At 64.3% G+C, this 22580-nt stretch carries 22 protein-coding genes; 11 read left to right on the top strand and 11 right to left on the bottom strand.

Annotated features, from left to right (window positions below; genetic code table 11):
• Positions 1 to 6 precede the first annotated feature (6 nt).
• Positions 7 to 933, bottom strand: coding sequence for an L-threonate dehydrogenase (gene ltnD / locus L6637_RS11175; protein WP_477021265.1), 927 nt, complete (start codon positions 931 to 933; stop codon positions 7 to 9).
• 96 nt (positions 934 to 1029) lie between these two features.
• Here ltnD and otnC point away from each other — a divergent pair, with 96 nt between their 5' ends.
• Positions 1030 to 1704 (top strand): 3-oxo-tetronate 4-phosphate decarboxylase, encoded by a 675-nt coding sequence (gene otnC, locus L6637_RS11170; protein ID WP_237870600.1) that lies wholly within the window; start codon positions 1030 to 1032, stop codon positions 1702 to 1704.
• Between the two features lie 120 nt (positions 1705 to 1824).
• On the opposite strand, the gene L6637_RS11165 is transcribed toward otnC, so the two are convergent.
• The 6 genes from L6637_RS11165 to L6637_RS11140 all read right to left on the bottom strand — a co-directional run bounded on the left by L6637_RS11165 (position 1825) and on the right by L6637_RS11140 (position 7408).
• Complete coding sequence (locus tag L6637_RS11165) at positions 1825 to 2529, bottom strand: ABC transporter ATP-binding protein (RefSeq protein ID WP_237863730.1); 705 nt, start codon at positions 2527 to 2529, stop codon at positions 1825 to 1827.
• Entirely contained in the window at positions 2513 to 3244 is a 732-nt protein-coding gene (locus L6637_RS11160; protein WP_237863729.1) for an ABC transporter ATP-binding protein, read from the bottom strand. The genes L6637_RS11165 and L6637_RS11160 overlap by 17 nt, the downstream gene beginning before the upstream one ends.
• Positions 3241 to 4224 (bottom strand): branched-chain amino acid ABC transporter permease, encoded by a 984-nt coding sequence (locus L6637_RS11155; protein WP_237863728.1) that lies wholly within the window; start codon positions 4222 to 4224, stop codon positions 3241 to 3243. The genes L6637_RS11160 and L6637_RS11155 overlap by 4 nt, the downstream gene beginning before the upstream one ends.
• Complete coding sequence (locus tag L6637_RS11150; RefSeq protein ID WP_271607346.1) at positions 4224 to 5102, bottom strand: branched-chain amino acid ABC transporter permease; 879 nt, start codon at positions 5100 to 5102, stop codon at positions 4224 to 4226. Before L6637_RS11150 ends, L6637_RS11155 begins: the two co-directional genes overlap by 1 nt.
• Positions 5103 to 5256: 154 nt before the next feature.
• Positions 5257 to 6501, bottom strand: a complete 1245-nt coding sequence (locus tag L6637_RS11145) for an ABC transporter substrate-binding protein (RefSeq protein WP_237870598.1) — start codon at positions 6499 to 6501, stop codon at positions 5257 to 5259.
• Positions 6502 to 6592: 91 nt separating this feature from the next.
• Positions 6593 to 7408 (bottom strand): putative hydro-lyase, encoded by an 816-nt coding sequence (locus L6637_RS11140; protein ID WP_237863725.1) that lies wholly within the window; start codon positions 7406 to 7408, stop codon positions 6593 to 6595.
• A gap of 119 nt (positions 7409 to 7527) precedes the next feature.
• Between L6637_RS11140 and L6637_RS11135 the strand changes: the two genes are divergently transcribed.
• The 4 genes from L6637_RS11135 (at position 7528) to L6637_RS11120 (ending at position 11832) form a co-directional block, all read left to right on the top strand.
• Positions 7528 to 8445, top strand: coding sequence for a LysR family transcriptional regulator (locus L6637_RS11135; protein ID WP_237863724.1), 918 nt, complete (start codon positions 7528 to 7530; stop codon positions 8443 to 8445).
• 127 nt (positions 8446 to 8572) lie between these two features.
• Entirely contained in the window at positions 8573 to 9823 is a 1251-nt protein-coding gene (locus tag L6637_RS11130) for a Zn-dependent hydrolase (protein ID WP_237863723.1), read from the top strand.
• 12 nt (positions 9824 to 9835) lie between these two features.
• A complete protein-coding gene (locus L6637_RS11125) occupies positions 9836 to 10747 on the top strand; it encodes an NAD(P)-dependent oxidoreductase (RefSeq protein WP_237870596.1) in 912 nt (303 codons plus the stop codon).
• A gap of 11 nt (positions 10748 to 10758) precedes the next feature.
• Positions 10759 to 11832 (top strand): malate/lactate/ureidoglycolate dehydrogenase, encoded by a 1074-nt coding sequence (locus L6637_RS11120; RefSeq protein WP_237870594.1) that lies wholly within the window; start codon positions 10759 to 10761, stop codon positions 11830 to 11832.
• A 59-nt stretch (positions 11833 to 11891) separates the two neighbouring features.
• On the opposite strand, the gene L6637_RS11115 is transcribed toward L6637_RS11120, so the two are convergent.
• Positions 11892 to 12965 (bottom strand): tartrate dehydrogenase, encoded by a 1074-nt coding sequence (locus L6637_RS11115; protein WP_237870592.1) that lies wholly within the window; start codon positions 12963 to 12965, stop codon positions 11892 to 11894.
• Positions 12966 to 13121: 156 nt separating this feature from the next.
• On the opposite strand from L6637_RS11115, the gene L6637_RS11110 reads away from it, so the two are divergent.
• On the top strand, positions 13122 to 13898 hold the full coding sequence (locus L6637_RS11110) for an SDR family oxidoreductase (protein WP_237870590.1): 777 nt from the start codon (positions 13122 to 13124) through the stop codon (positions 13896 to 13898).
• Between the two features lie 49 nt (positions 13899 to 13947).
• Positions 13948 to 15366, top strand: a complete 1419-nt coding sequence (locus L6637_RS11105; protein WP_237863718.1) for an amidase — start codon at positions 13948 to 13950, stop codon at positions 15364 to 15366.
• Between the two features lie 49 nt (positions 15367 to 15415).
• On the opposite strand, the gene L6637_RS11100 is transcribed toward L6637_RS11105, so the two are convergent.
• Together L6637_RS11100 and L6637_RS11095 are read right to left on the bottom strand one after the other, a co-directional pair.
• Complete coding sequence (locus L6637_RS11100) at positions 15416 to 16522, bottom strand: amino acid ABC transporter permease (RefSeq protein WP_237863717.1); 1107 nt, start codon at positions 16520 to 16522, stop codon at positions 15416 to 15418.
• Positions 16523 to 16524: 2 nt separating this feature from the next.
• A complete protein-coding gene (locus L6637_RS11095; RefSeq protein WP_237870588.1) occupies positions 16525 to 17712 on the bottom strand; it encodes an amino acid ABC transporter permease in 1188 nt (395 codons plus the stop codon).
• An 87-nt stretch (positions 17713 to 17799) separates the two neighbouring features.
• Between L6637_RS11095 and L6637_RS11090 the strand changes: the two genes are divergently transcribed.
• The 4 genes from L6637_RS11090 to L6637_RS11075 all read left to right on the top strand — a co-directional run bounded on the left by L6637_RS11090 (position 17800) and on the right by L6637_RS11075 (position 21851).
• A complete protein-coding gene (locus tag L6637_RS11090) occupies positions 17800 to 18672 on the top strand; it encodes a MurR/RpiR family transcriptional regulator (protein ID WP_237863715.1) in 873 nt (290 codons plus the stop codon).
• Positions 18673 to 18675: 3 nt separating this feature from the next.
• Positions 18676 to 20025 carry an aspartate aminotransferase family protein gene (locus L6637_RS11085; RefSeq protein WP_237870586.1) on the top strand — a complete coding sequence of 450 codons (1350 nt, stop codon included), beginning with the start codon at positions 18676 to 18678 and terminating at the stop codon, positions 20023 to 20025.
• 12 nt (positions 20026 to 20037) lie between these two features.
• Entirely contained in the window at positions 20038 to 21051 is a 1014-nt protein-coding gene (locus tag L6637_RS11080) for an amino acid ABC transporter substrate-binding protein (RefSeq protein ID WP_237863713.1), read from the top strand.
• A gap of 149 nt (positions 21052 to 21200) precedes the next feature.
• On the top strand, positions 21201 to 21851 hold the full coding sequence (locus L6637_RS11075; protein ID WP_237870584.1) for an aspartate/glutamate racemase family protein: 651 nt from the start codon (positions 21201 to 21203) through the stop codon (positions 21849 to 21851).
• On the opposite strand, the gene L6637_RS11070 is transcribed toward L6637_RS11075, so the two are convergent.
• On the bottom strand, positions 21848 to 22495 hold the full coding sequence (locus L6637_RS11070; protein ID WP_237863711.1) for a TetR/AcrR family transcriptional regulator: 648 nt from the start codon (positions 22493 to 22495) through the stop codon (positions 21848 to 21850). The genes L6637_RS11075 and L6637_RS11070 overlap by 4 nt on opposite strands.
• Positions 22496 to 22580 lie beyond the last annotated feature (85 nt).

The following is a 22580-nucleotide window of genomic DNA, read 5'->3' as shown; positions in this document are numbered from 1 at the left end:
CCTCTTTTACTTGTCGCCGGGGAGCTTGACGCCGGTGACCTGCGCGTACATGCGCGCCACCGACGCATCGTCGTCGCGGCCCATGCCGGCGGCCGATGTCATCAGGAACATCTGGAGCGCCGCGGCGGAGACCGGCACCGGAAATCTGGCGCTGCGTGCCATGTCCTGGATGATGCCGAGGTCCTTCACGAAAATCTCGACGGCACTGCGCGGCGTGTAATCGCCATTGAGCACATGCGGCATGCGGTTCTCGAACATCCAGGAATTGCCGGCGGATGCCGTGATCACCTCATAGACCTTGCGGATGTCGAGGCCCTGCTTGGCCGCAAACGCGATCGCCTCCGAGGCAGCCGCGATGTGCACACCAGCCAGCAGCTGGTTGATCATCTTGAAGGCCGCGCCCTGGCCTGCAGCATCGCCAAGCTCGTAGAGCTTTGCCGCCATGGCATCGAGCGCCGGACGCGCCTTCGCGAAGGCGGCCGCACTCCCGGAGGCAAGGATCGTCAGCTCACCTTGCGCGGCGCGCTGCGCACCACCGGAGATCGGCGCATCCAGGTAATTGCGGCCGGTCGCCTCCAATTGCTTGGCGAGGCGACGCGCCACGTCGGGATCCATGGTGGCGGAGGAAATGAACACGCTGTCCTTCGGCAGCGTCTCGGCGACGCCGTCCTTGCCGAACAGGATCGCTTCGGTCTGCGCGGCATTGACGACGACGCTGACGACGATGTCCGCGCCCTTCGCCGCCTCGGCCGGCGTTGTGGCGCCGGCGCCGCCGTCCTTCACAAACCGCGCGACCGCATCAGCCGAAACGTCGCAACCGGTGACGGAATGGCCGGCGCGCTTCAGCGAAGTCGCCATGCCGTATCCCATCGAGCCAAGCCCGATGACGGCGATGCGCTGGTTTTGCGACGTGGAGGCGGACATGCAACTCACCCTTGCGAACGTTTCCTGGACGGCCGCCCTTTGCGGCAGCTCACGATCTCGAATAACACGGCTTGGCCGCGCTGCCAAAGCGTGAGACAAGCGGACATGACGGCCATGAGCAATGAAACAAGGCTGCGCGAAGATATCTGCCGGTTCGGGCGGTCCCTGTTCGAGCGCGGGCTGACGCCGGGCTCATCAGGCAATATCAGCGTCAGGCTGGATAGCGGCGGCTGGCTGGTGACGCCAACCAACGCCTCGCTCGGCTTCCTCGATCCTGCAAAGCTGTCACGGCTGGATGAACAGGGCCGGCTGGTCTCAGGCGACGCCCCCACCAAGGAAGTTCCGCTGCACACCGCGCTCTATGACACGCGCGGGAGTGCGCGGGCGATCGTGCATCTGCATTCGACGCATTCGGTCGCGCTCTCGATGCTGCCCGAAATCGACCCGCGCGCCGTGCTGCCGCCGATGACGGCCTACTATCTCATGAAATGCGGCGCCACCGCGCTCGTGCCCTATTACCGCCCCGGCGATCCCGCGGTCGCCGATGCCATCAAGGGGCTGGCCGGGAAATATTCATCCGTGCTGCTCGCCAATCACGGCCCGGTCGTCGCCGGCGACACGCTGGAAGCAGCGGTGTTTGCGACGGAGGAGTTGGAGGAGACGGCGAAGCTGTATCTGCTGCTGCGCGGGATGAACCCACGGTATCTTTCACCGGAGCAGGTCGCGGATCTGGTGAAGGTGTTCGGGGTGTCGTTACCGGAGCATGGGCACGAACATTGAGCCCGGCTCTATCCCCCGTCATTGCGAGCGCAGCGAAGCAATCCAGAGTCTTTCCGCGGTGGCGTTCTGGCTTCGCTGCGCTCGCAATGACGGAGAACGTGGCGACGGCCGGCAGCTCAACTACAGCCCCAGATACGCCTTCCGCACGTCCGGATTGCCCCTGATCTCCGCCGACGGGCCCTGCATCAGGACGCGGCCGGTTTGCAGGATGTAGGCGCGGTCGGCGATCTCCAGGCACTCGGCCATACGCTGCTCGACGATTAACACGGTCATGCCGGAGTCCCGGATAAGCTTCACGGCCTGAAAAATCTCATCGACAAGTTTGGGCATGATGCCCTGCGAGGGCTCGTCCAGCATCAACAGCCGCGGGCGCGTCATCAGCGCGCGGCCGATCGCGAGCATCTGCTGCTCGCCGCCCGAGAGCGTTTCGGCGCGCTGCTCGAGCCGTTCGGACAGACGCGGAAACAGCTTGAAGACGAGCTCGAGCGGCCCCTCACGATTTGCCTCGCCGCGATAGAGATAGCTGCCGAGGCGAAGGTTGTCCCGCACCGACAGACGCGGGAACAGGCGGCGATTCTCCGGTACATAGGCGATGCCGGCGGCCGTGATGTGGTGCTGCGCCATGCCGTTGATCTGCTTGCCGTCGAAGGTTACGGTGCCCGAGCGCGGGCGCTCGGCACCGGCGATCGATTTCAGCAGCGTCGACTTGCCGGCACCATTGGCGCCGGCGACACAGACGATCTCGCCCTTGGCGACCTCGATACTGACCGCGGAGATCGCGACCAGGCCCTGATAGGCGGTCGTGACTTCACGCACCGACAGCATGACGATCTCCCAGATATGCCTTGATCACCTTGGGATCGCGGACGACCTCAGCGGGCTTGCCCTCGACGAGCACCTTGCCGAGGTCGAGCACGATGGCGCGATCGACCAGCGGCATCACGATCTCCATGACATGCTCGACCATCAGCACGGTGATGCCGGCATCGCGCACCTTGCGCACCAGCGCGACGCCGGTCTGGGCCTCGGTCGGCGTCAGGCCGGTGAGGACTTCGTCGAGCAGCAGGAGTTTTGGTTCGGTCGCAAGCGCGCGGGCGACTTCGAGCCGCCGCTTCTCGGCCGGCACGAGGTCGCTCGCGAGCACATTGGCGCGCGCGGCAAGGCCGGTGAACTCAAGCACCTCATGCGCCTTGCGGCGCGCTTCGCGCATCACGGTGTTGCGCACCAGTGCACCGACAATGACGTTGTCGATGACGGTCATGGTCTCGAAGCTCTTGACCACCTGGAAGGTGCGCCCCACCCCGCGCTGACAGCGCTCGGCCGCCGGCAGGTTGGTGACATCCTCGCCGTCGAACCAGATGGAGCCCTGCGTCGGCGGCAAGACGCCGGCGATGAGATTGAACAGCGTCGACTTGCCGGCGCCGTTCGGGCCGATCAGGCCGACGATCTCGCCCCGACCGACCGAGATCGAGACATCGGAGTTGGCGACGAGGCCGCCGAACCGCTGCCAGACGCCGCGGGTTTCAAGGAGCGCGGTCATCGCGTGGCTCCTTTTGCCTTGGAGCGGGAGAACAAGCTCACCAGGCCCTGCGGCAAGGCCAGCGAGATCAGAACGATCAGCGTGCCGTAGACGATGAGATCGACGCCGCGACCGGAGCCGCCGATATAAGAGCGCGTCAGCTCCGTCATCGGAATCAGGATGGCCGCCCCTAACACTGGCCCCCAGAGCGTGCCGATGCCGCCGAGAACTGCCGGCAGTGCCATCAGCAGCGAGAACTGGAAGCCCATCACGCTCTCAGGATCGATATAGGCAAGAAACTGCGCATAGAAGGCGCCGCCGATGGCCACGAGAAATGCGGAGACCGCAGCCGCCCCCATCTTGGAATTGAACACGACGACACCCAGGCTCTCGGCCGCTTCAGGATTGTCCTTCACCGCGCGCCACCAGAAACCCCATTTGGAGTCCTCAAGCCACCAGGTGACGAACCAGGCGAGGCAACACAGCGCCAGCGCGAAATAGAAATACGGCAGCTTGCTGCGCATGAACTGGAATTTCAGCCAGCTGTCGCCGCGCACGGGAATAGTGATTCCGAGCGCAGCTCCCGCCCATTCCCAGTTCTGGAACAGCAAGAGCCCGATCTCCGCGATGACGATGGTCGCGATCACGAAGTAATGGCCGCGCAGGCGGAAGAAGGGATAGCCGAGCCCCATCGCAATGACAGCCGCGATCCCGCCGCCGGCGAGCATACCGAACCAGGGCAACACGCCGAACTTGGTGAACAGAAGCTCGGTGGTATAGGCGCCGATGCCGAAATAGAGCGCGTGGCCCAGCGAGATCTGCCCGCAATAGCCGGAGAGGATGTTCCAGCTCTGTGACAGCGCCGCATACATCAAGGTCAGAACCAGGATGTTCTGGATATAGACGTTCTTGACGAACAGCGGCGCGAGCGCAGCAAGCGCCGCCAGCACTGCGGCAATGATGAGATCGCGGCGACGCCGCGCGGCAAAATTCTTGTCCATCACATCGACCCGAACAGGCCGCGCGGCCGAATGAAGACGACGAGCAGGTACACCGCGTAGATGCCGACCGACTTCAGCGAGGGCGGCAGCATCAGGGCGGTGACCGCTTCAACCAGGCCGACGATGATACCGCCGGCAAAGGCCCCGAATACGCTGCCGAAGCCGCCGAGCGCCACCGTGACATAGGCAATCAGCGCAAAGGACGCACCGACGTCGGGATAGATGTAGAAGAACACCGCCATGATCGCGCCGGCGAGACCGACAAGCGCGGCGCCAAGGCCCCAGCCGAACGCGAACACCCGGTTCTTGTCGATACCGACGAGCGCGACCGCACCGGGATCCTCGCGAGTGGCTTCCAGCGCGCGGCCGAAATCGGTGCGGTGGATGAAGAAATAGAGGCCGGCAAAGGCTGCGATCGAGACCAGCGCGCCGACCAGCTGCGGCTCCGGCAGGAAGATGCCCGCAATCGAGACGGTCTTGCCGCCGAGCCAGGATTGCGGAATGCTGCGATAGTCCGGCGTAAAGAACAGCTGGGCCAGCCCCCGCATGACGATAGCAAGACCGAAGGTGGTGAAGATCTGCACCATGCCGGCATTGGCCTTGGCCCGCATGGCGAAACGCACAATCAACAGGTAGACCACCGCTCCGAACACGAACATCGCCGCCGCGACCAGCGGCGCGGAGAGCAACGGATCGATGGCGAAGAACGCGAACAGGAAGAAGGACGCATACATCGCGATCATCAGGAACTCGCCATGGGCGAAGTTCGTGACGTCCATCAGGCCGAAGATCAGCGCGAGGCCGACGGCGATCAGTCCGTAGAGCAGGCCCATCAGCAACCCGCTCGCGAGACTTTGGACAATTGTTTCAACTGTCAGCAACTTGTCCCCCAGAAAAAGCCCTCACCCCGAGGGGCGACATCGAATGCTCATCGCAAAGAAGGGGCCCGCCCTCGTCTTTTCCGACGCGGCCCTCCGTCTTACTTCGCAGGATCAGGATCGGAAGCTATCGTGCGAGCTTCCGATACCATCATCACTTCATCGGCCAGACAGCTTCGGCCACCGCCGCCTGAGCCGGGAAGATGGTGACAAACTTGCCGCCGAGATATTGCAGCAGCACTGGATCGGCGTCGTTGTTCTGGCCCATGTCGTCGAACTTGACCCGCTTCCAGGGCATGATGGTCTGCTCGCCCGGAATGTCGGTTGCAGCCATCGCGTCGCGGATCTTCTCGCCGTCAGTCGACTTGGCGCGGTTGATGGCGTCCGCGATCACGATCATCGCCATGAACTGCCGCGAGGTGTTGTCGTTGAGATCCTTGCCCGACTTGGCCTTGAACAGATCGTTGATCTTGCCGACCATCGGCCGCTTGGCGGCGAGATCGAGCGAGAAGCTGCCGCGGGTGATCGCACCTTCGAGCTTGTCGCCGACGGCATCGTATAGCGCCTTTTCGGAGAAGCCGGCCGCCTGGGCCAGGATCGCGTTCGGCTTGTAGCCGAGCTCCGCCATGGTCTTGACCAGCAGGATACCATCCGTGGTGTAGCTCGAAGGCAGCAGCACGTCGGCATTGGCGGCCTTGAGCTGCTGGACTTCGGCCGACAGCGACGGCGAGTTGGCGCGGTACTTGATGTCGGCGACGATCTTGTAGCCGCGCTCGGTCGCAAGCTTGGTCTGGGCATTGGCGGAGTCGGTGCCGAAGATCGTGTCTTCGTGGAATAGCGCCAGCGTATTGGCCTTAGCGCCCTTCTTCTTCATCGCGTCGAGGAAATCGAACATCGCGGTCGAGAACATCTCGTCATGCGGCGAGGCGCGGAAATAGTACTTCAGTCCGCGGCGATGCAGGCTCGGCGAGGAATTGTCCGCCGACAGGAACGGGACCTGATAACGCTCGCAGATCTGGCTTACCGTGACCGCGACCGCGCTCTGATAGGAGCCGAGCACCGCGCAGACCTTCTCCTGGGTGATCAGTCGCTCGGCTTCGGCGCGGCCTTTTTGCGGGTCGCCCTGGTGGTCGGCATAAACCATGCGGATCTTGGCACCACCAAGACCCGGCAAGCCGACGCCCTTTGCCAGCGGAAGATCGAAATCCTGATCGTTGTTGATGATGTCGATTGCGGTCTCGAACGCGCGCTGCGCATCGACACCCACCTGGGCGCCGGCACCCGACAGCGGGTAGGTCGCGCCGATCACCACCTCGGACGTTTGCGCGCGTGCGGCTAGCGGCAGCAGTGCGGCAGCGGCGGTGGCTCCGAGCAGAACGTCGCGGCGAGTGATCGTCATTGGTAAAGTCCCCTGTTATTCGAATTTTGTGCGTATCGATGAAGCGATTGGCAAACTGCGTAAAGCCCGAAGAAGCAGCAAACGCTGCCTACTAAATCACGGCCATGTTCCTGTTCTTCAGATCCGTCACCAGCATCAGGCCCGGCGAATGCGTAATTGCGAAAGGTAGCTTGGCGGCGTTGATCACCGATTGCGGCGTCACGCCGCAGGCCCAAAACACCGGGATCTCGTCGTCGGCGACAGGTACGGGATCGCCATAGTCGGGCTTGGCGATATCCTTGATGCCGATCAGATGCGGATGGCCGAGATGCACGGGCGCACCGTGCACGGCGGGATAACGCGAGGTGATCTGCACCGCGCGGATGGCGTCAGCCGGCTTGAACGGACGCATCGACACCACCATGGGACCAGCGAACGGACCAGCCTCGCCGCAGGCAATGTTGGTGCGGTACATCGGCACGCGCACGTTCTCTTCGATGTGACGGATCGGCATGCCCTCGTCGAGCAGTGCCTCTTCGAACGAAAACGAGCAGCCGAGCACGAAAGTCACGAGATCGTCGCGCCAATACCTGGTGACGTCGGTCGGCTCGTCCACGACTTCGCCGTCGCGCCAGACGCGGTAGCGCGGCACGTCGGTGCGGATGTCGAGATCGGCGCCGAGCGCGGGGATGTATGGGCTGCCGACGTCGGACATGCCGATGATCGGGCATGGTTTCGGATTGAGCTGGCAGAAGCGATGGAAGGCGCTGGCGTATGCCGCCGGCAGGATCGCCAAATTGCCCTGGACGAAGCCGGGGGCAACCCCCGCGGTGGAGCCGACCTGGCCGCCGCGATAGGCGAGCCGCGCCTGGCGGCTCGGGAGCGTGTCAGGCGTTTCAGTTTGCTGCGCTGCCACCAAAACAGTCATTTCTTCGACCTGCCTATGAACTCGACAAGCCTAGCCAACATCAAGCATACTATAAAGTCTAATCGTCCTTTTTAATCGATATCGATAAAGTCATTTTATCGATCGGGAAAATCCTTCCAATGCTGGACTTCAGGTCGATCGAAACCTTCCTTTGGGTTGTAAAGCTCGGCAGCTTCCGAGGTGCCGCGGCGCGGCTCAATACGACCCAGCCGGCGATCTCCCAACGGATCGCCCAGCTCGAACGTGAGATGGGCGTCAAACTCCTGAACCGCGATCATCGCGTGGCGTCACCGACCCCGAGCGGGCGGCAGATGATGGTCTACGCCGAGAAGCTGATCGGCTTGCGCGCCGCGATGATGGCCGAGATCGGCGATCGCTCGGCAATGCGCGGCGTGATGCGGCTCGGCGTCGCCGAAACCATCGTGCATACTTGGCTGCCGCGGCTGGTGAAGAGCGTCAACGAGATCTATCCGAACCTGTCGCTGGAGATCGAGGTCGACATCACGCCGAACCTCACCGCGCGGTTGCTTGCACAGGAGATCGAGCTGGCTTTCGTCGTCGGTCCCCTCTCGGCCTCGGGCGTGCACAACCGCATGCTCGCCGACTATCCGATCGGCTTTCTCGCGAGCCCATCACTCGGGCTCGGCCACGGCCCGGTGACGCTCACCGATCTCGCGCGGTTTCCGATCATCACCTTCCCGCGCAAGACCAGGCCCTACGAGGTGGTACGCGAGGTGTTCGACCGGCCCGACTTGCCGCCGATCCGTCTTCACGCCTCCGCCTCGCTCGCCACCGTGATCCACATGGCGGTGGAAGGCCTCGGCATCGCCGTGATCCCAGACGCCATCGTCGAGAACGAGCTCGCCGACGGCCGGCTGCAATTGCTCGACACAGATCTTAAGATCGCGCCGCTGACATTTACGGCGAGCTGGCTCGCCTCGCCAGACGTCGTGGCGGTGCAGCGCGTCGCCGAGCTTGCATGTCAGATTGCGCAGAGCAGCCTCGCGGTTGACGCGCCCGCGCTGGCGCGTCATTGAAAAAGGCGCCGGACAACCTTTCCCGTCATTTCGGGATGGTGCGCAAGCACCAGACCCGGAATCTCGAGATTCCGGGTCCGACGCTTCGCATCGCCCCGGAATGACGGATTACGAATGGACTGAACGCATGAGCCGAGCCGCGACCAACCTGCAAATTGATTCCGCCCGCCTCTGGGGCTCCATCCACGAGACCGCGCAGTTCGGCAGGACGGCCAAGGGCGGTGTGCGGCGGCTGACCTTGAGCAGCGAAGACAAGCAGGTCCGCGACTGGTTCCGAAGGGCCTGTGAGGACGCCGGGCTCGAGGTTCACACCGATGCGCTCGGCTCGCAATTCGGCCTGCGCAAGGGCCGCGACATGTCGAAACTGCCCGTCGGCATCGGCTCGCACCTCGACACCCAGCCGACCGGCGGCAAGTATGACGGCATTCTGGGAACACTCGGCGCGCTCGAAGTGATCCGTACGCTGAACGACGCCGGCATCGAGACCGAGGCACCGATCTGCGTCGTCAACTGGACCAACGAAGAGGGCTCGCGCTTCGCGCCGGCGATGATGGCCTCCGCCGCTTATGTCGGCGACTTCACCACCGACGACATCCTGTCGCGCAAGGACATCGATGGCACCACCGTCGGCCAGGCCCTCGACAGCATCGGCTATCGCGGCGACAAGCCGGTCGGTTTCCAGAAGCTCGGCTGCTTCGTCGAGCTACACATCGAGCAGGGACCAATCCTCGAAGCCGAGGGCAAGACCATCGGCGTGGTCGATTCCGGCCAGGGCGTGCTGTGGTACGATGGAAAGATTTCCGGCTTCGAGAGCCATGCGGGCTCGACCCCGATGCCGCTGCGACGCGATGCGCTGGCGACCCTGTCGGAGATCGTGCTGGCGATGGAGGCCATCGCGAAGAAGCACGGGCCGAACGCGGTCGGGACCATCGGCGAAGCCGTGATCGCAAATCCCTCGCGCAATGTCATTCCCGGCGAGATCGCCTTCACCATGGACTGCCGGAGTGCCGATGGCGCCATCATGGACGCGCTCGATCGCGATCTGCGTGCGGCCATCGCCGAGATCGCCGCGCGGCGCAAGGTCGAGGTCAAGATCGATCTCGTCTGGCGCAAGGCACCGACGCATTTCGATCCGAAGCTGATCGCCGCGGTCGAGAATGCGGCCAAGACGCTCGGCTATTCTTCCCGCCGCATCACCTCCGGCGCCGGCCACGACGCCTGTAACCTGAATACCGTCATGCCCGCCGCGATGGTATTCGTGCCGTGCAAGGACGGCATCAGCCACAACGAGCTGGAAGACGCCACGCAGCCCGACTGCGCCGCAGGCACCAACGTGCTGATGCACACCGTGCTGGCGATTGCCGGCGTCGCGTCCTGATCGGAGAGAGCCATGCGCGGAGTATTCGTCGACGCCAACGAGGCGCTCGCGGTCATCATGGAGCGGCTTGAGAAGCCCGGCGATCCCAAGGTTCGGATCCACAGGGATCCTGATATCAAGCCCGAACAATATCCTGAGATCCTCGACGGCGCCGAGATCGCGATCGTGGACCACACGGCGCTTCCGACCGAAGTCGCCAAGAATTGCACGGGCCTCAAGCACGTCGTGTTCCTCGGCACCGGCGCGCGCAGCTACATGAACCCGGAGGAGCTCGCCGAACTCGGCATCTCCGTGCATCTCATCAAGGGCTATGGCGATACGGCGGTGGCGGAATCCGCAGTCGCGCTGATGTGGGCCTCGGCCCGCGTCATTGCGATGATGGACCGCGAGATGCGCGCCGGAAACTGGCTGCGCGAGGATGGCATGCAGCTCACCGGCAAGACGCTCGGCCTGATCGGCTTCGGCGGCATCGCCGCCGAAGTGGCGCGGATCGCATCCGGCAGCGGCATGAAGGTGATCGCCTGGAACCGTTCGCCGAAGAGCCACGCGAGCGTCGAGTTCACCGATCTCGATACGTTGCTGGCGCGGAGCGACGTCGTGTCGCTGCACCTGCTGCTCAACGATGAGACGCGCGGCATGATCACCCGGGAGAAGATCGCAAAGATGAAGCCGGGCGTGGTCTTCATCAACACCGCGCGCGGCGCCATCGTCGACGAGCAGGCGATGATCGATGCCTTGAACTCGGGCCACATTCGCCACGCCGGCTTAGATGTGTTCAACATCGAGCCGCTGCCGGCGGACCATCCGCTGACCAAGATTCCCAACGTGACGCTGTCGGCGCATTCCGCCTTCCGCACCCCGGAAGCGAGCGAGAACCTGATTGAAGCGGCATGGATCCATTGCCGCCGGATCGTGAAAGGATAAGAGCAACAACAATGGCCGACTATCGCACCATCAAGGCAGAGCCGCTCACCAACGCCATCCGCGCCATCGTCAAGGCCGGCGGCTCCTCGGACCGCGAGGCCGAGCTCGTCTCCACCAATCTCGTCGAGGCAAACCTCAAGGGGCATGACTCCCACGGCGTTGGAATGATCCCGCGCTACGCCCAGAGCGTCGTCAATGGCGGCCTTGCCGTGAACGCGCACGTCAAGATCGTGCTCGACACCGGTCCGCTTCTCACCCTCGACGGCCTCACCGGCTACGGTCAGGTGATCGGGCACGAAGCGATGGAACTGGCGGCCGAGCGCGCCAAGCGCAACGGCGTCTGCCTCGTCGGCCTCTCCAATTCGCACCACATCGGCCGCATCGGCCACTGGGCCGAGCAATGCATCGACCACGGGCTGGTCTCGATCCACTTCGTCAATGTGATCTCGCGCCCGATCGTGGCGCCTTGGGGTGGCAGCGATGCGCGTCACGGCACCAACCCGTTCTGCGTCGGCATCCCGCGCCGGGGCAAGGAGCCGATCGTGCTCGACTTCGCAACCAGCAGGATCGCGCAGGGCAAGACCCGCGTTGCTCACAACAAGGGCGCCGAACTCGAGCCCGGCACCATCATCGACAACGAGGGCAAGCCCACCGTCAAGCCGCGCTACACCGTGATCCCGCCATACGGCGCCATCCTGCCGTTCGGCGAGCACAAGGGATCGGGGCTGGCACTGGTGTGCGAAATCCTCGGCGGCGCACTCTCCGGCGGTCAGGTGGTCAAGGGCCCGTCCGACGGCAAGTACAACGTCATCAACGGCATGCTCTCGATCATCATCGATCCGGGCAAGCTCGGCACTGGCGAGAACCTCGCGAGCGAAGTCGAGAGTTTCGTCGCCTGGCACACCGGCTCGCCTCCCGGCCCCGGCGTCGACAAGGTCAAGATCGCCGGCGATCCCGAACGCGAGACCAAGCAGAAGCGTCTCGCCGAAGGCATTCCCGTCGATCCGACCACCTGGCAGGAGATTATCGAGGCCGGAAAGAAGTTCGGGCTTGATCAGGCGGCGATCGAGAAGATCGCCGGCTGAACGGGAAAGTCATTGTCGTCCCGGCGGAGGCCGGGACGACACCATGTTGTTGATCTGATCTAGTCCACCATATCCGCAACCGCCTTACCGCAGGCCGTGGTGTCGGCGTTGCCACCGAGATCCTTGGTGCGGAGCGTGCGCTCGGCCAGCGTGCGCTCGATCGCCTCGACGATCGACTTGCCGGCTTCCTTCTCGCCGAGATGCTCGAACATCATCGCGCCGGACCAGATCATGCCGATCGGGTTGGCGATGCCCTGCCCCGCGATATCGGGAGCCGAGCCGTGCACCGGCTCGAACACCGATGGGAAGTTGCCTTCAGGGTTGATGTTGCCCGACGGCGCGATGCCGATCGTGCCGGTGCAGGCCGGGCCGAGGTCGGAGAGGATGTCGCCGAACAGGTTCGAGCCGACGACGACGTCGAACCAGTCCGGATGCAGCACGAAGTTCGCGGTGAGAATGTCGATATGATACTTGTCCCACTTCACGCCCGGGAACTTCTTGGCCATCGCCTCCACGCGCTCGTCCCAATAGGGCATGGTGATGGAGATGCCGTTCGACTTGGTCGCCGAGGTCAAATGCTTCTTCGGCCGCGATTGCGCAAGCTCGAAGGCGAATTTCAGGATGCGGTCGACGCCGGTACGGGTCATCACCGTCTGCTGCGTCACGAACTCGCGGTCGGTGTCGGGGAACATGCGGCCGCCGACGGAGGAATATTCGCCTTCGGTGTTCTCGCGCACCACCCAGAAGTCGATATCGCCGGGCTTGCGCCCCGCCAGCGGTGACGGCACGCCGGGCATCAATCGCACCGGGCGCAAATTCACATACTGGTCGAACTCGCGGCGAAACTTGATCAGCGAGCCCCACAGCGAGATGTGATCCGGAATTTTGGCAGGCCAGCCGACGGCGCCGAAATAGATCGCATCGTGCTTGCCGATCTTCTCCTTCCAGTCGTCAGGCATCATCTGGCCGTGCTTCTCGTAATAGTCGTAGGACGAGAAGTCGAAGTGATCGAAATGCAGGGACACGCCGTGTTTCTTCGCGGCCGCCTCCAAAACGCGCAGGCCTTCGGGCATCACTTCCTTGCCGATGCCGTCGCCGGGAATGACTGCGATCCGGTATTGTTTCTTGCTCATCGAGAACGTCCTTGGTTGGTCCGGCAGCCGCCGCCTTCTTGACCGCACTGCAATGGACCAAAGTCGGCGGCAGTGCAACGCTGCACTGCAATGTTGACCATGGCGCAACCGAGCGCCTACTGATTTCATCCTGTATCCATCCTGCGAGCATCTCTCATGGATCTGCATCTGCGTGGCAAGCGCGTCCTGATCACTGGCGCGTCCAAGGGAATTGGCGCCGCCGCCGCCGAGGCGTTTGCCGAGGAAGGCGCAAACCTCCTGCTCGCCGCCCGCAGCGGCGATCAGCTCAAGGCGCTGGCCGATCGACTGCGCTCCGCGCACCAGATCGATGCGGCGACGAGCGTCGTGGATCTGCGCAAGGCCGAGGACGTCGCCCGGCTCGCAAAAGAAGCCGCCGACATCGACGTGCTCGTCAACAATGCCGGCGATATCCCCGGTGGCTCCATCGACAAGATCGATGAAGCCACATGGCGGCACGCGTGGGAATTGAAGGTGTTCGGCTATATCAACCTCACGCGGCAGGTCTACGCGCAGATGAAGGCCAAAGGCGGCGGCGTCATCGTCAACGACATCGGTGCAGCGGGCGAGAAGTTCGACGCCAATTATATCTGCGGCAGCGCCGGCAATGCCGCGCTGATGGCCTTCACCCGCGCGCTCGGCGGCAAAAGCCTCGCCGACAACATTCGCGTGGTCGGCATCAATCCCGGCCCTGTCGGCACCGACCGCCACGTCACGCTGCTAAAGACGCGGGCCAAGCACGAGCTCGGCGACGAGCGCCGCTACAGGGAATTCCAGAAGGGCCTGCCGCTCGGCCGCCCCGCCCATGCGCGCGAGATCGGCGACCTCATGGCATTCCTGGCATCGGATCGTGCGGGCTATACGTCGGGCGTGATCTACACGGTCGACGGCGGCATCAGCGCTGGATGGGGCTAAGATCGATCCGTTCGATCGCGAGCGAAAAGTAAGCTGAGGAGCAAAACAGTTGTCTCAAGACCTGATCCGTGAAACCGCCTGCGTCGTCGTCGACAAGCTGCGCTCCGGCGACGTCTCTCCGCTTGAGCTACTCGACGTGGTGGAGAAGCGCGTCAAGGAGGTTGACGGCAAGGTCAACGCGCTGCCGACCCTTTGCTTCGATCGCGCGCGGACGCATGCGAAGGCAATGATGCAGAAACCGGCCGGCGCGCGCGGACTGCTTGCCGGCCTGCCGGTGCCGATCAAGGATCTGACTGATGTCGCAGGCGTGCTGAACACCCAGGGTTCGCCGATCTTCAAGGACAATATCCCAGCCAAGTCCGACCTCATGGTCGAGAACCTCGAAGCCAATGGCGCGGTGGTCTACGCGAAATCCAACACGCCGGAATTCGGCGCCGGCGCCAACACCTTCAACGAAGTGTTCGGCGCGACGCTCAATCCCTGGGATACGTCAAAGTCGGCGGCCGGCTCCTCCGGCGGCGCCGCGGTGGCGCTGGCCACCGGCATGGCGTGGCTCGCCCAGGGCTCCGACATGGGCGGCTCCTTGCGCAGCCCCGCGGCCTTCTGCGGCGTCGTCGGCATGCGGCCGAGCATCGGCCGCGTCGCGCACACGCCCAAATCGGGCATCGACCGCAATCTCGGCGTCGTGGGGCCGATGGCACGCAATGTCGAGGATCTCGCGCTGCTGCTCGATGCCATGAGCGGCGATTATGCGGACGATCCGCTGTCGCTGCCGGCGCCCATGACCTCGTTCCTGTCGGCGGCTCAGTCCGGCAAGAAGCCGAAGCGCATCGCCTATTCGCCCAATCTCGGCATTACGCCTGTCGATCCCGAGGTGAAGGCGATCACCCAGAAGGCCGCCGAACGCTTCGCAGAGGCCGGCGCAATCGTCGAGGAGGCGCATCCGGATTGGCGCGAGGCGCATGAGTGCTTCCACGTACTGCGCGCCTTTGACTTCGCCATCACCAAGGCCAATCTGCTGCGCACCAAGCGCGACCTGCTCAAGCCCGAGGTGATCTGGAACATCGAGGAAGGCCTCAAGCTGACGGTCGATCAGCTCGCGCGCGCCGAAGCGCAGCGCGTCGGCATGACCGCACGCGCGATCGAATTCTTCAAGACCTATGATCTGCTGCTGACGCCGACCACGATCGTGCCGCCCTTCCCGATCGAGCACCGCTATGTCGCGGAATGCGCCGGCAAGCGGTTCGAAAACTATGTCGAGTGGCTCGGCATCGTCTACGCCATTACACTCGCCTGCTGCCCGTCGCTGTCGCTGCCCTGCGGCTTCACGGCCTCTGGTTTGCCGGTGGGTGTGCAGGTGGTGGGCGCACCGCGCGCGGACGCGCAAGTGATTGCCGGCGCGAAGGTGCTCGAGGATATTTTGGGTCTGCGCGGCCAGACGCCGATTGATCCGCGGGGGAAGAAGTAACCCCCGAACGCAACGCTTGCGCGCTGCACCTTGTCCGGGACACCTGGCCTCACCTCCCGCTCGTCGCCTCCAGGCTGCGGCTGTAGCGCGACATCGCGAAGCAGAACACGAAATAGATCGCGGCGACGAAAATGTAGACCTCGACCGAGAATTGCTGCCAGGCCGGATCGATGATGGCGGTCTTGGCCGTCGTCAGCAGGTCGAAGATGCCGATGATCAGCACCAGGCTGGTGTCCTTGAAGAACGCGATGAAGGTGTTGACCAGCGGCGGGATGACGTGGCGGATCGCCTGCGGCAGCACGACCAGCCGGTGCTTGCGCCAGTAGGACAGGCCGAGCGCGTCCGCTGCCTCATACTGCCCGCGCGGCACGGCCTGGAGACCGCCGCGGATCACTTCGGCCAGATAGGCGCCTGCGAACAGGATGATCGCAATCTGGGCGCGCAGCAGCTTGTCGATGTTGAAGCCGCTGGGCATGAACAGCGGGAACATCACGCTCGCCATGAACAGAAGGCTGACCAGCGGCACGCCACGGATCAGTTCGACATACAGCACCGAGAGCGAACGGATCGCCGGCAGCTTCGAGCGCCGGCCGAGCGCGACGAGGATGCCGAGCGGAAAACCGAACGCCAATCCGAACGTCGCCAGGATCAGTGTCACCGGCAATCCGCCCCAGCGGTCCTGCGAGACGAACGACAGCCCGAACACGCCGCCCCACATCAGCACGCTGATCAGCGCCAGCGCACCGATCCAGAGGAACGCGAGCTCACGCCGCCACAGCGTGCGGCGGCTGGAGAGATAGAACAGCGCGATGAACAGCGCGACCGACAACGCGGGCCGCCACTGCTCGTCGAACGGATAGGTGCCGAACAGGATGAAGCGGTACTTTTCAGGAATGATCGCCCAGCAGGCACCTAAGCCGCGGACCGCCTTGCAAGCGCTGGAATCATTGGCCGGCGTGAGCCAGACAGCATGCGCAATTCCCCATTGCACGAAGCCAATCACGCCTTTCGCCAGTATCGCCAGCAGGATGATCGTGAGGATACCGTTGGGGATCGACGAGAACAGGTTGGTGCGGAGCCACCGCAGCACCGGGTTGCCGATTTGCGGACGGCGGGCGGCGCGCGGCAGGTCGGGCATGTCAGTGATCGCCGTCATGCTCAGCGCTCCGCCAGCGCGATGCGCGCATTGAACCAGTTCATGAAAAAGCTGATGCCGAGGCTGATGGTGAGGAAGACGGCCATGATCAGCGAAATCACCTCGATCGCCTGCCCGGTCTGGTTCAACGTGGTGTTGGCGACCGAGACCACGTCCTGATAACCGATCGCGACCGCAAGCGACGAGTTCTTGGTCAGATTGAGGTACTGGCTCGTCATCGGCGGCACGATCACGCGCAAAGCCTGCGGCAGGATGATCTGCCGCAGCATGAAGCTGCGGCGCAGGCCGAGCGCGCTGGCGGCATCCCACTGCCCGCGCGGCACCGACTGGATGCCGCTGCGCACGATCTCGGCGATGAAGGCCGAAGTGTAGGTGACGAGCGCGATCAACAGCGCGAAATATTCCGGCGCGAGCGTCAACCCTCCGACGAAATTGAAGCCGCGCAGTTGCGGCCATTCGATCGTCCAGGACACGCCAAGCAACAACGACACAGCGGCCGGCAGCACGACAATGAGACCAAGCGCAAAGGGCCACGCCGGCCGCGGCTTGCCATCACGCATCTGCTGCGCGACCAGCCATCGCCCGATAGCAAGGAATGCGATGAAACCCAACACGAACGTGCCGAGCACCCAGAGTTGCGGCATGCCGATCGGGATCGCCGGCAGGATCAGGCCGCGATTGGAGAGGAACACGCCGTCGAGCGGCCGCCACGCCGCGCGCGCCGCCGGCAAACCCTGCATCAGCACGTACCAGAACAGCAGCTGAAGCAGCAGCGGGATGTCACGCAGGACTTCGACGTAGAGAGCGGCGAGTCGCGACAGCAGCCAGTTCGCCGACAGCCGCGAGACGCCGATCAGCGTCCCCAGAATGGTCGCAAGCACGATGCCGATCACCGCGACGCGTAGCGTGTTGGCGACGCCGACGACGAAGGCCCAGAGGTAGCTGTCCCTCGGATTATACGCGAGCAGGCTGTCGGCAATCGGCATGCTGGCCTCGCGGCCGAGAAAGGCAAAGCCGGTGGTGATGCGGCGGGCCGAGAGGTTGGTGACGGTGTTGGACCAGAGGAAGACGACGATGGCGACGGCAATGCCGACCACCAGCACCTGCCAAAACAGGCCCTTCAGCTCGTTTGGCCCGAGCGCACCGAAAAAGCTGTGGCGCGGCGGCGGCCTGGGATCATCTGAGGTCACAGCACAAAAATCCTTCCTGAAAACAGCGATTTCCGGCGGCGCGCATCAACTGTTGCACCAAACGTGCATTCATGCAACAAATGTTTCATGGCCGTATCAGCGAAATCCTCGCCTTTGAGCGAACTGCGCATTGCGTTGCCATCGCTCCCCCTGCGCTTGCAGGAGGTCGGGCGATTTGTTGCGGCCAATGATTACGACGCGACCACCCGCTCGATGCGCGATCTCGCGGCGGAGGCCGGCGCCGATCCCGCCGCTTTCACGCGGCTTGCGAAGGCGATCGGCTATTCCGGCTGGGACGAGTTGCGCGCCGCGCTGACCGAGGCGCGCCGGCCGTCCCCGACCTCGCCCTTCTCCGGCCGCGCCAAGACCAGCCGCCACGGCCCGAACGCCGATGTCGCACTCATCACCGATAAGCTCGAGGCCGAAGCTGCGGGCCTGCCGTGCATCTCCGCGCAGGCGATCGCGGACGCGGCCCGCACGCTGCATGATGCAAAGCGGATCTGGATTGCGGGCTATCGCAGCTGCCGCAGCGTTGCGGAATTGCTCAATTACGAGCTCAGGCTGTTCCGGCCCGAACAGGTGCAGATCGTCGGCACCTCGGGCCCCGACGATCTGGATCTCGGGGCTTTCCGTCCCGGCGAGGCCGTCATCGTCGTTGGCTTTCTGCCTTACACAAATGCGAGCGTCCGTGTTGCGCAAGCGGCCCATCGTGCAGGTGCGACGCTGATCGCCATCGCCGACAGCCTCTCGGCACCGATGGCCGAAGGCGCCGATCACGTGCTTCTGTTCGAAGCGGCCTCTTCCCCCGGCTTCTTTCCGAGCCTCACCGGCGCAATTGCGATCGCGCAGTCGCTTGCGGCAGTAACGTTCTCGCTCGGCGGCACGGCCGCCAAGAAGCGCCTGGAAAATACCGAGGCGAGGCTCGCGGCGGCCTCCACCTACGTTTCAGAGAAAGGTTGACCCATGAGCACCCGCACAAGCCGCGTGCTGCACCGCTCGCTGCGCGAGACGCCGCCCAAGGCGATCGGCGGCGAAGGCGTCTATCTGTTTGCCGAGGACGGCCGTCGCATCATCGACGCTTCCGGCGGCGCGGCCGTGTCCTGCCTCGGCCATCAGCATCCCCGTGTGATCGCAGCGATGGCAAAGCAGGCTTCGACCCTTGCTTATGCGCACACTGCTTTCTTCTCCTCCGAACCCGCCGAGGCGCTCGCCGAGACGTTGGTCGGCCATGAGCCCGGTGGTCTCGCTTACGCCTATTTCGTCAGCGGCGGATCGGAAGCGATCGAGGCCAGCATCAAGCTCGCGCGGCAATATTTCATCGAGCGCGGCGAGCCGCAGCGGCAGCATTTCATCGCACGGCGGCAGAGTTACCACGGCAACACGCTCGGCGCGCTCGCCGCCGGCGGCAATGCCTGGCGCCGCGCGCCCTATGCGCCGCTGCTCTCGGCCGCTTTCAGCCATGTGACGCCGGCCTTTGCCTATCACGAGAAGCACGAGGGTGAATCCGATGCGCAGTTCGTGGCCCGGCTTGCGGCCGAGCTCGAAGCCGAGTTTCAGCGACTTGGTCCCAACACGGTCGCCGCGTTCCTGGCCGAACCCGTCGTCGGCGCCACCGCCGGCGCGGTGACCGCACCCGACGGTTACTTCAAGGCGGTTCGCGAGATCTGCGACCGGCATGGCGCGCTGCTGATCCTCGACGAGGTCATGAGCGGCATGGGTCGCACCGGGACCACGCATGCCTGGGAGCAGGAAGGCATTGTGCCCGACATCCAGGCGATCGCAAAAGGTCTCGGCGGCGGCTACCAGCCGATCGGCGCAATGCTGGCAAGTGGCAGGATCATCGACACGATCCGCGCCGGCTCCGGCGCGTTCCAACACGGCCATACTTATCTCGCGCATCCCCTCGCCTGCGCGGCGGCGCTCGCGGTGCAGGACGTGATCCGCGAAGACAATCTGCTCGAGCAAGTGAAGCAGCGCGGCAAGCAGCTCGAGCAGCGGCTCACGGAGCGCTTCGGCAATCACCGCCATGTCGGCGACATCAGGGGACGTGGCCTGTTCTGGGCGATCGAGCTCGTCGCCGACCGCGCCAGCCGCACCTCGTTCGATCCGGCGCTCAAGCTGCACCAGAAGATCAAGGCGGAAGCGTTCACCAATGGGCTCGGCTGCTATCCCGGCGGCGGCACCGTGGATGGCGTCCGCGGCGACCATGTGCTGCTGGCGCCGCCCTATATCGCGTCCGCGGATGAGATCGACCAGATCGTCGACAAGCTCGGCACGGCCGTCGACGTTGTGTTGCGTAGTGTCAATCACTGAGGGGAGAGTAGCATGATGAGGAAAATGGTTATCGCAGCGGGCGTGCTCGCGGCATCGACGGTGATCGCCCAGGCGGCGACGCTGGACACGGTCAAGAGCCGCGGCACGCTGGTGTGCGGCGTCAGCGCCGGCTTTGCCGGCTTCTCGGCACCGGACTCGCAGGGCAATTACAAGGGCCTCGACGTCGACTACTGTCGTGCGCTCGCCGCCGGCGTGCTCGGCGACCCCAACAAGGTGCGCTACGTCTCGCTGACCGCGCAGAACCGCTTCACCGCGCTGCAGTCCGGCGAGATTGATGTGCTCTACCGCAATTCGACGCAGACGTACTTGCGCGGCGTCACGCTCGGTCTGCGCCAGGGCCCGATCAATTTCTACGACGGCCAGGGCTTCGTCGTGAAGAAAGACCTCGGCGTGAAGGAGATCAAGGATCTCAAGGGCGCGACCGTCTGCGTCGCGCAGGGAACGACCCATGAAGTGACGCTCGGCGATTACGGCCGCGCCAACAACATCGACTGGAAGCCGCTGGTGTTCGACCGCGTCGACACCATGTACCAGACCTTCTTTGGCGGCCGCTGCGACGCCATGACCCAGGACGCCTCGGCGCTCGCCGGTGCCGTCACCACCGCGGCGCCGAACCCCGCCGATTACGTCGTGCTGCCGCAGACCATCAGCAAGGAGCCGCTCGGCCCCTTCACCCGCAACGGCGACGAGGTCTGGAGCGATATCGTCACCTGGCTGCATTACGGCCTGATCGAAGCCGAGGAGCTTGGCGTCACCCAGGCCAATGTCGACGAGATGACGAAGTCGCAGACCCCCGCCATCCAGCGCCTGCTCGGCGCCACCGGCGATCTCGGCTCGCGGCTTGGGCTGGACAACAAATGGCTGGTCACGGTGATCAAGGCCACCGGCAATTACGGTGAGATCTACGAGCGCAACGTCGGCAAGGCGAGCCCGCTCAAGCTCGAGCGCGGCCTCAACGGCCTCTGGAGCAAGGGCGGCTTGATGTACGCGGTGCCGTTCAAGTAGACATCTTCCCGTGTCTCGGACGCGCTGCGGCGTGCAACGCCGCTGCGCAGAGCCGGGACCCAGCAACTACAATGGGCCCCGGCTCTGCAGCGCAATACTTCGCATTGCGCTGCGTCCGGGGCACAAGACCTCCCAGGTAGTCACGCTCAATGACGACGTCTCCTCGCATCGCCCTGATCCACGCCCTTAAGCACTCCATCGCCCCGATCGAGGCGGCGTTCGCACAAGCGTGGCCGGAGGCGCGGCTGATGAACCTGCTCGACGACAGCCTGTCGGCGGATCTGGCGCGCGACGGCAAGCTCAACGACGCCATGACCGAGCGCTTTCTTGCGCTCGGCGATTACGCCGCAGCTACGGGGGCAAACGCGATCCTGTTCACCTGTTCGGCCTTCGGCCCCTGCATCGAGGCCGTCGCCCGGGCGCATTCGCCGATGCCGGTGCTCAAACCGAACGAAGCCATGATCGAACGGGCGGTGACGATGGGCAAGCGCATCGGCCTGCTCTCCACCTTCCCGCCGACGCTGGTCTCGATGCCGCCGGAGTTTCCGACCTCCGTCCAGATCGTGCCGAAACTTGCCGAGGGCGCGCTGGCCGCACTCGATCGCGGCGACCGCTCGACCCACGACCGGCTGATCGTCGAAGCGTCGAAGGATCTGCGCGATTGCGAGGTGATCGCGCTGGCCCAGTTCAGCATCGCATCATCAGCGCCCCTGGTCGCGGAAGCCACCGGCCGCCCCGTCGTGACGACGCCGGACAGCGCCGTCGCGAAGCTGATGGGGCTGCTGAAGGCGAAGGCCTAAGCGCCCGCCTTCTTGCGACGCTGCGCATCCTTGATCGCAACAGCGAGCGCGGCCTTCGTCTCGTTGACAAAATCCTCGACCAGTTCCTCGCGCGTGGCATGCGCGGCCTCGCCGGTGAACAGGCCTTGCTCGGCCAGCATCACCACGCCATGTAGCGCCGCCCAGATCTTGAGCGCCTGCCGTTCGCGCAAATAGCCGACCGCGGGCGCCTCCAGCGCTTCGATCACGAGCGCAAAGGTCTCCCGGGTGGCCTCGTGCAGCTCGCTGCCCTTGGCCGCGCATGAGACGGTGCGGGACGCAAACATCAAACGGTAGACACCGTTACGGCGCAGACCGAAATCGAGCGTTGCCTGCGCCAGCCGTGACAATTTCGATTGCTTCGACGGCTTCATCATGGCGTCGCGCAACATCGCGCTGAACTGCCGGAACGCCTCCGCCGTCGCCGCGGTCAGCAATGCCTCGCGGTCGGCAAAATGACGGTAGGGCGCCGGCTGTGAGACGCCGAGCTGCTTTGCGAGGGCCTTGATGCTGATCGCTTCCGCCCCGCCCTGCTCCGCCTCGCGCAACGCAGCCTTGATCAGGGCGTCACGGAGATCGCCATGGTGGTAGGTGTTCTCGGGCTTGCGGGCGAGTTGTGATCGCATGTTGCGGGCAAGCCTATAAGTTTGCGCTTGACAGGGGAAGCCTGTCGCGAATGTAATATGCTATAACTTAGAATGAGCCGCAAAT

The sequence above is a fragment of the Bradyrhizobium zhengyangense genome, from assembly GCF_022012435.1.
Lineage (GTDB): Bacteria > Pseudomonadota > Alphaproteobacteria > Rhizobiales > Xanthobacteraceae > Bradyrhizobium > Bradyrhizobium zhengyangense.
This window is presented reverse-complemented; position numbering and strand designations above follow the sequence as displayed.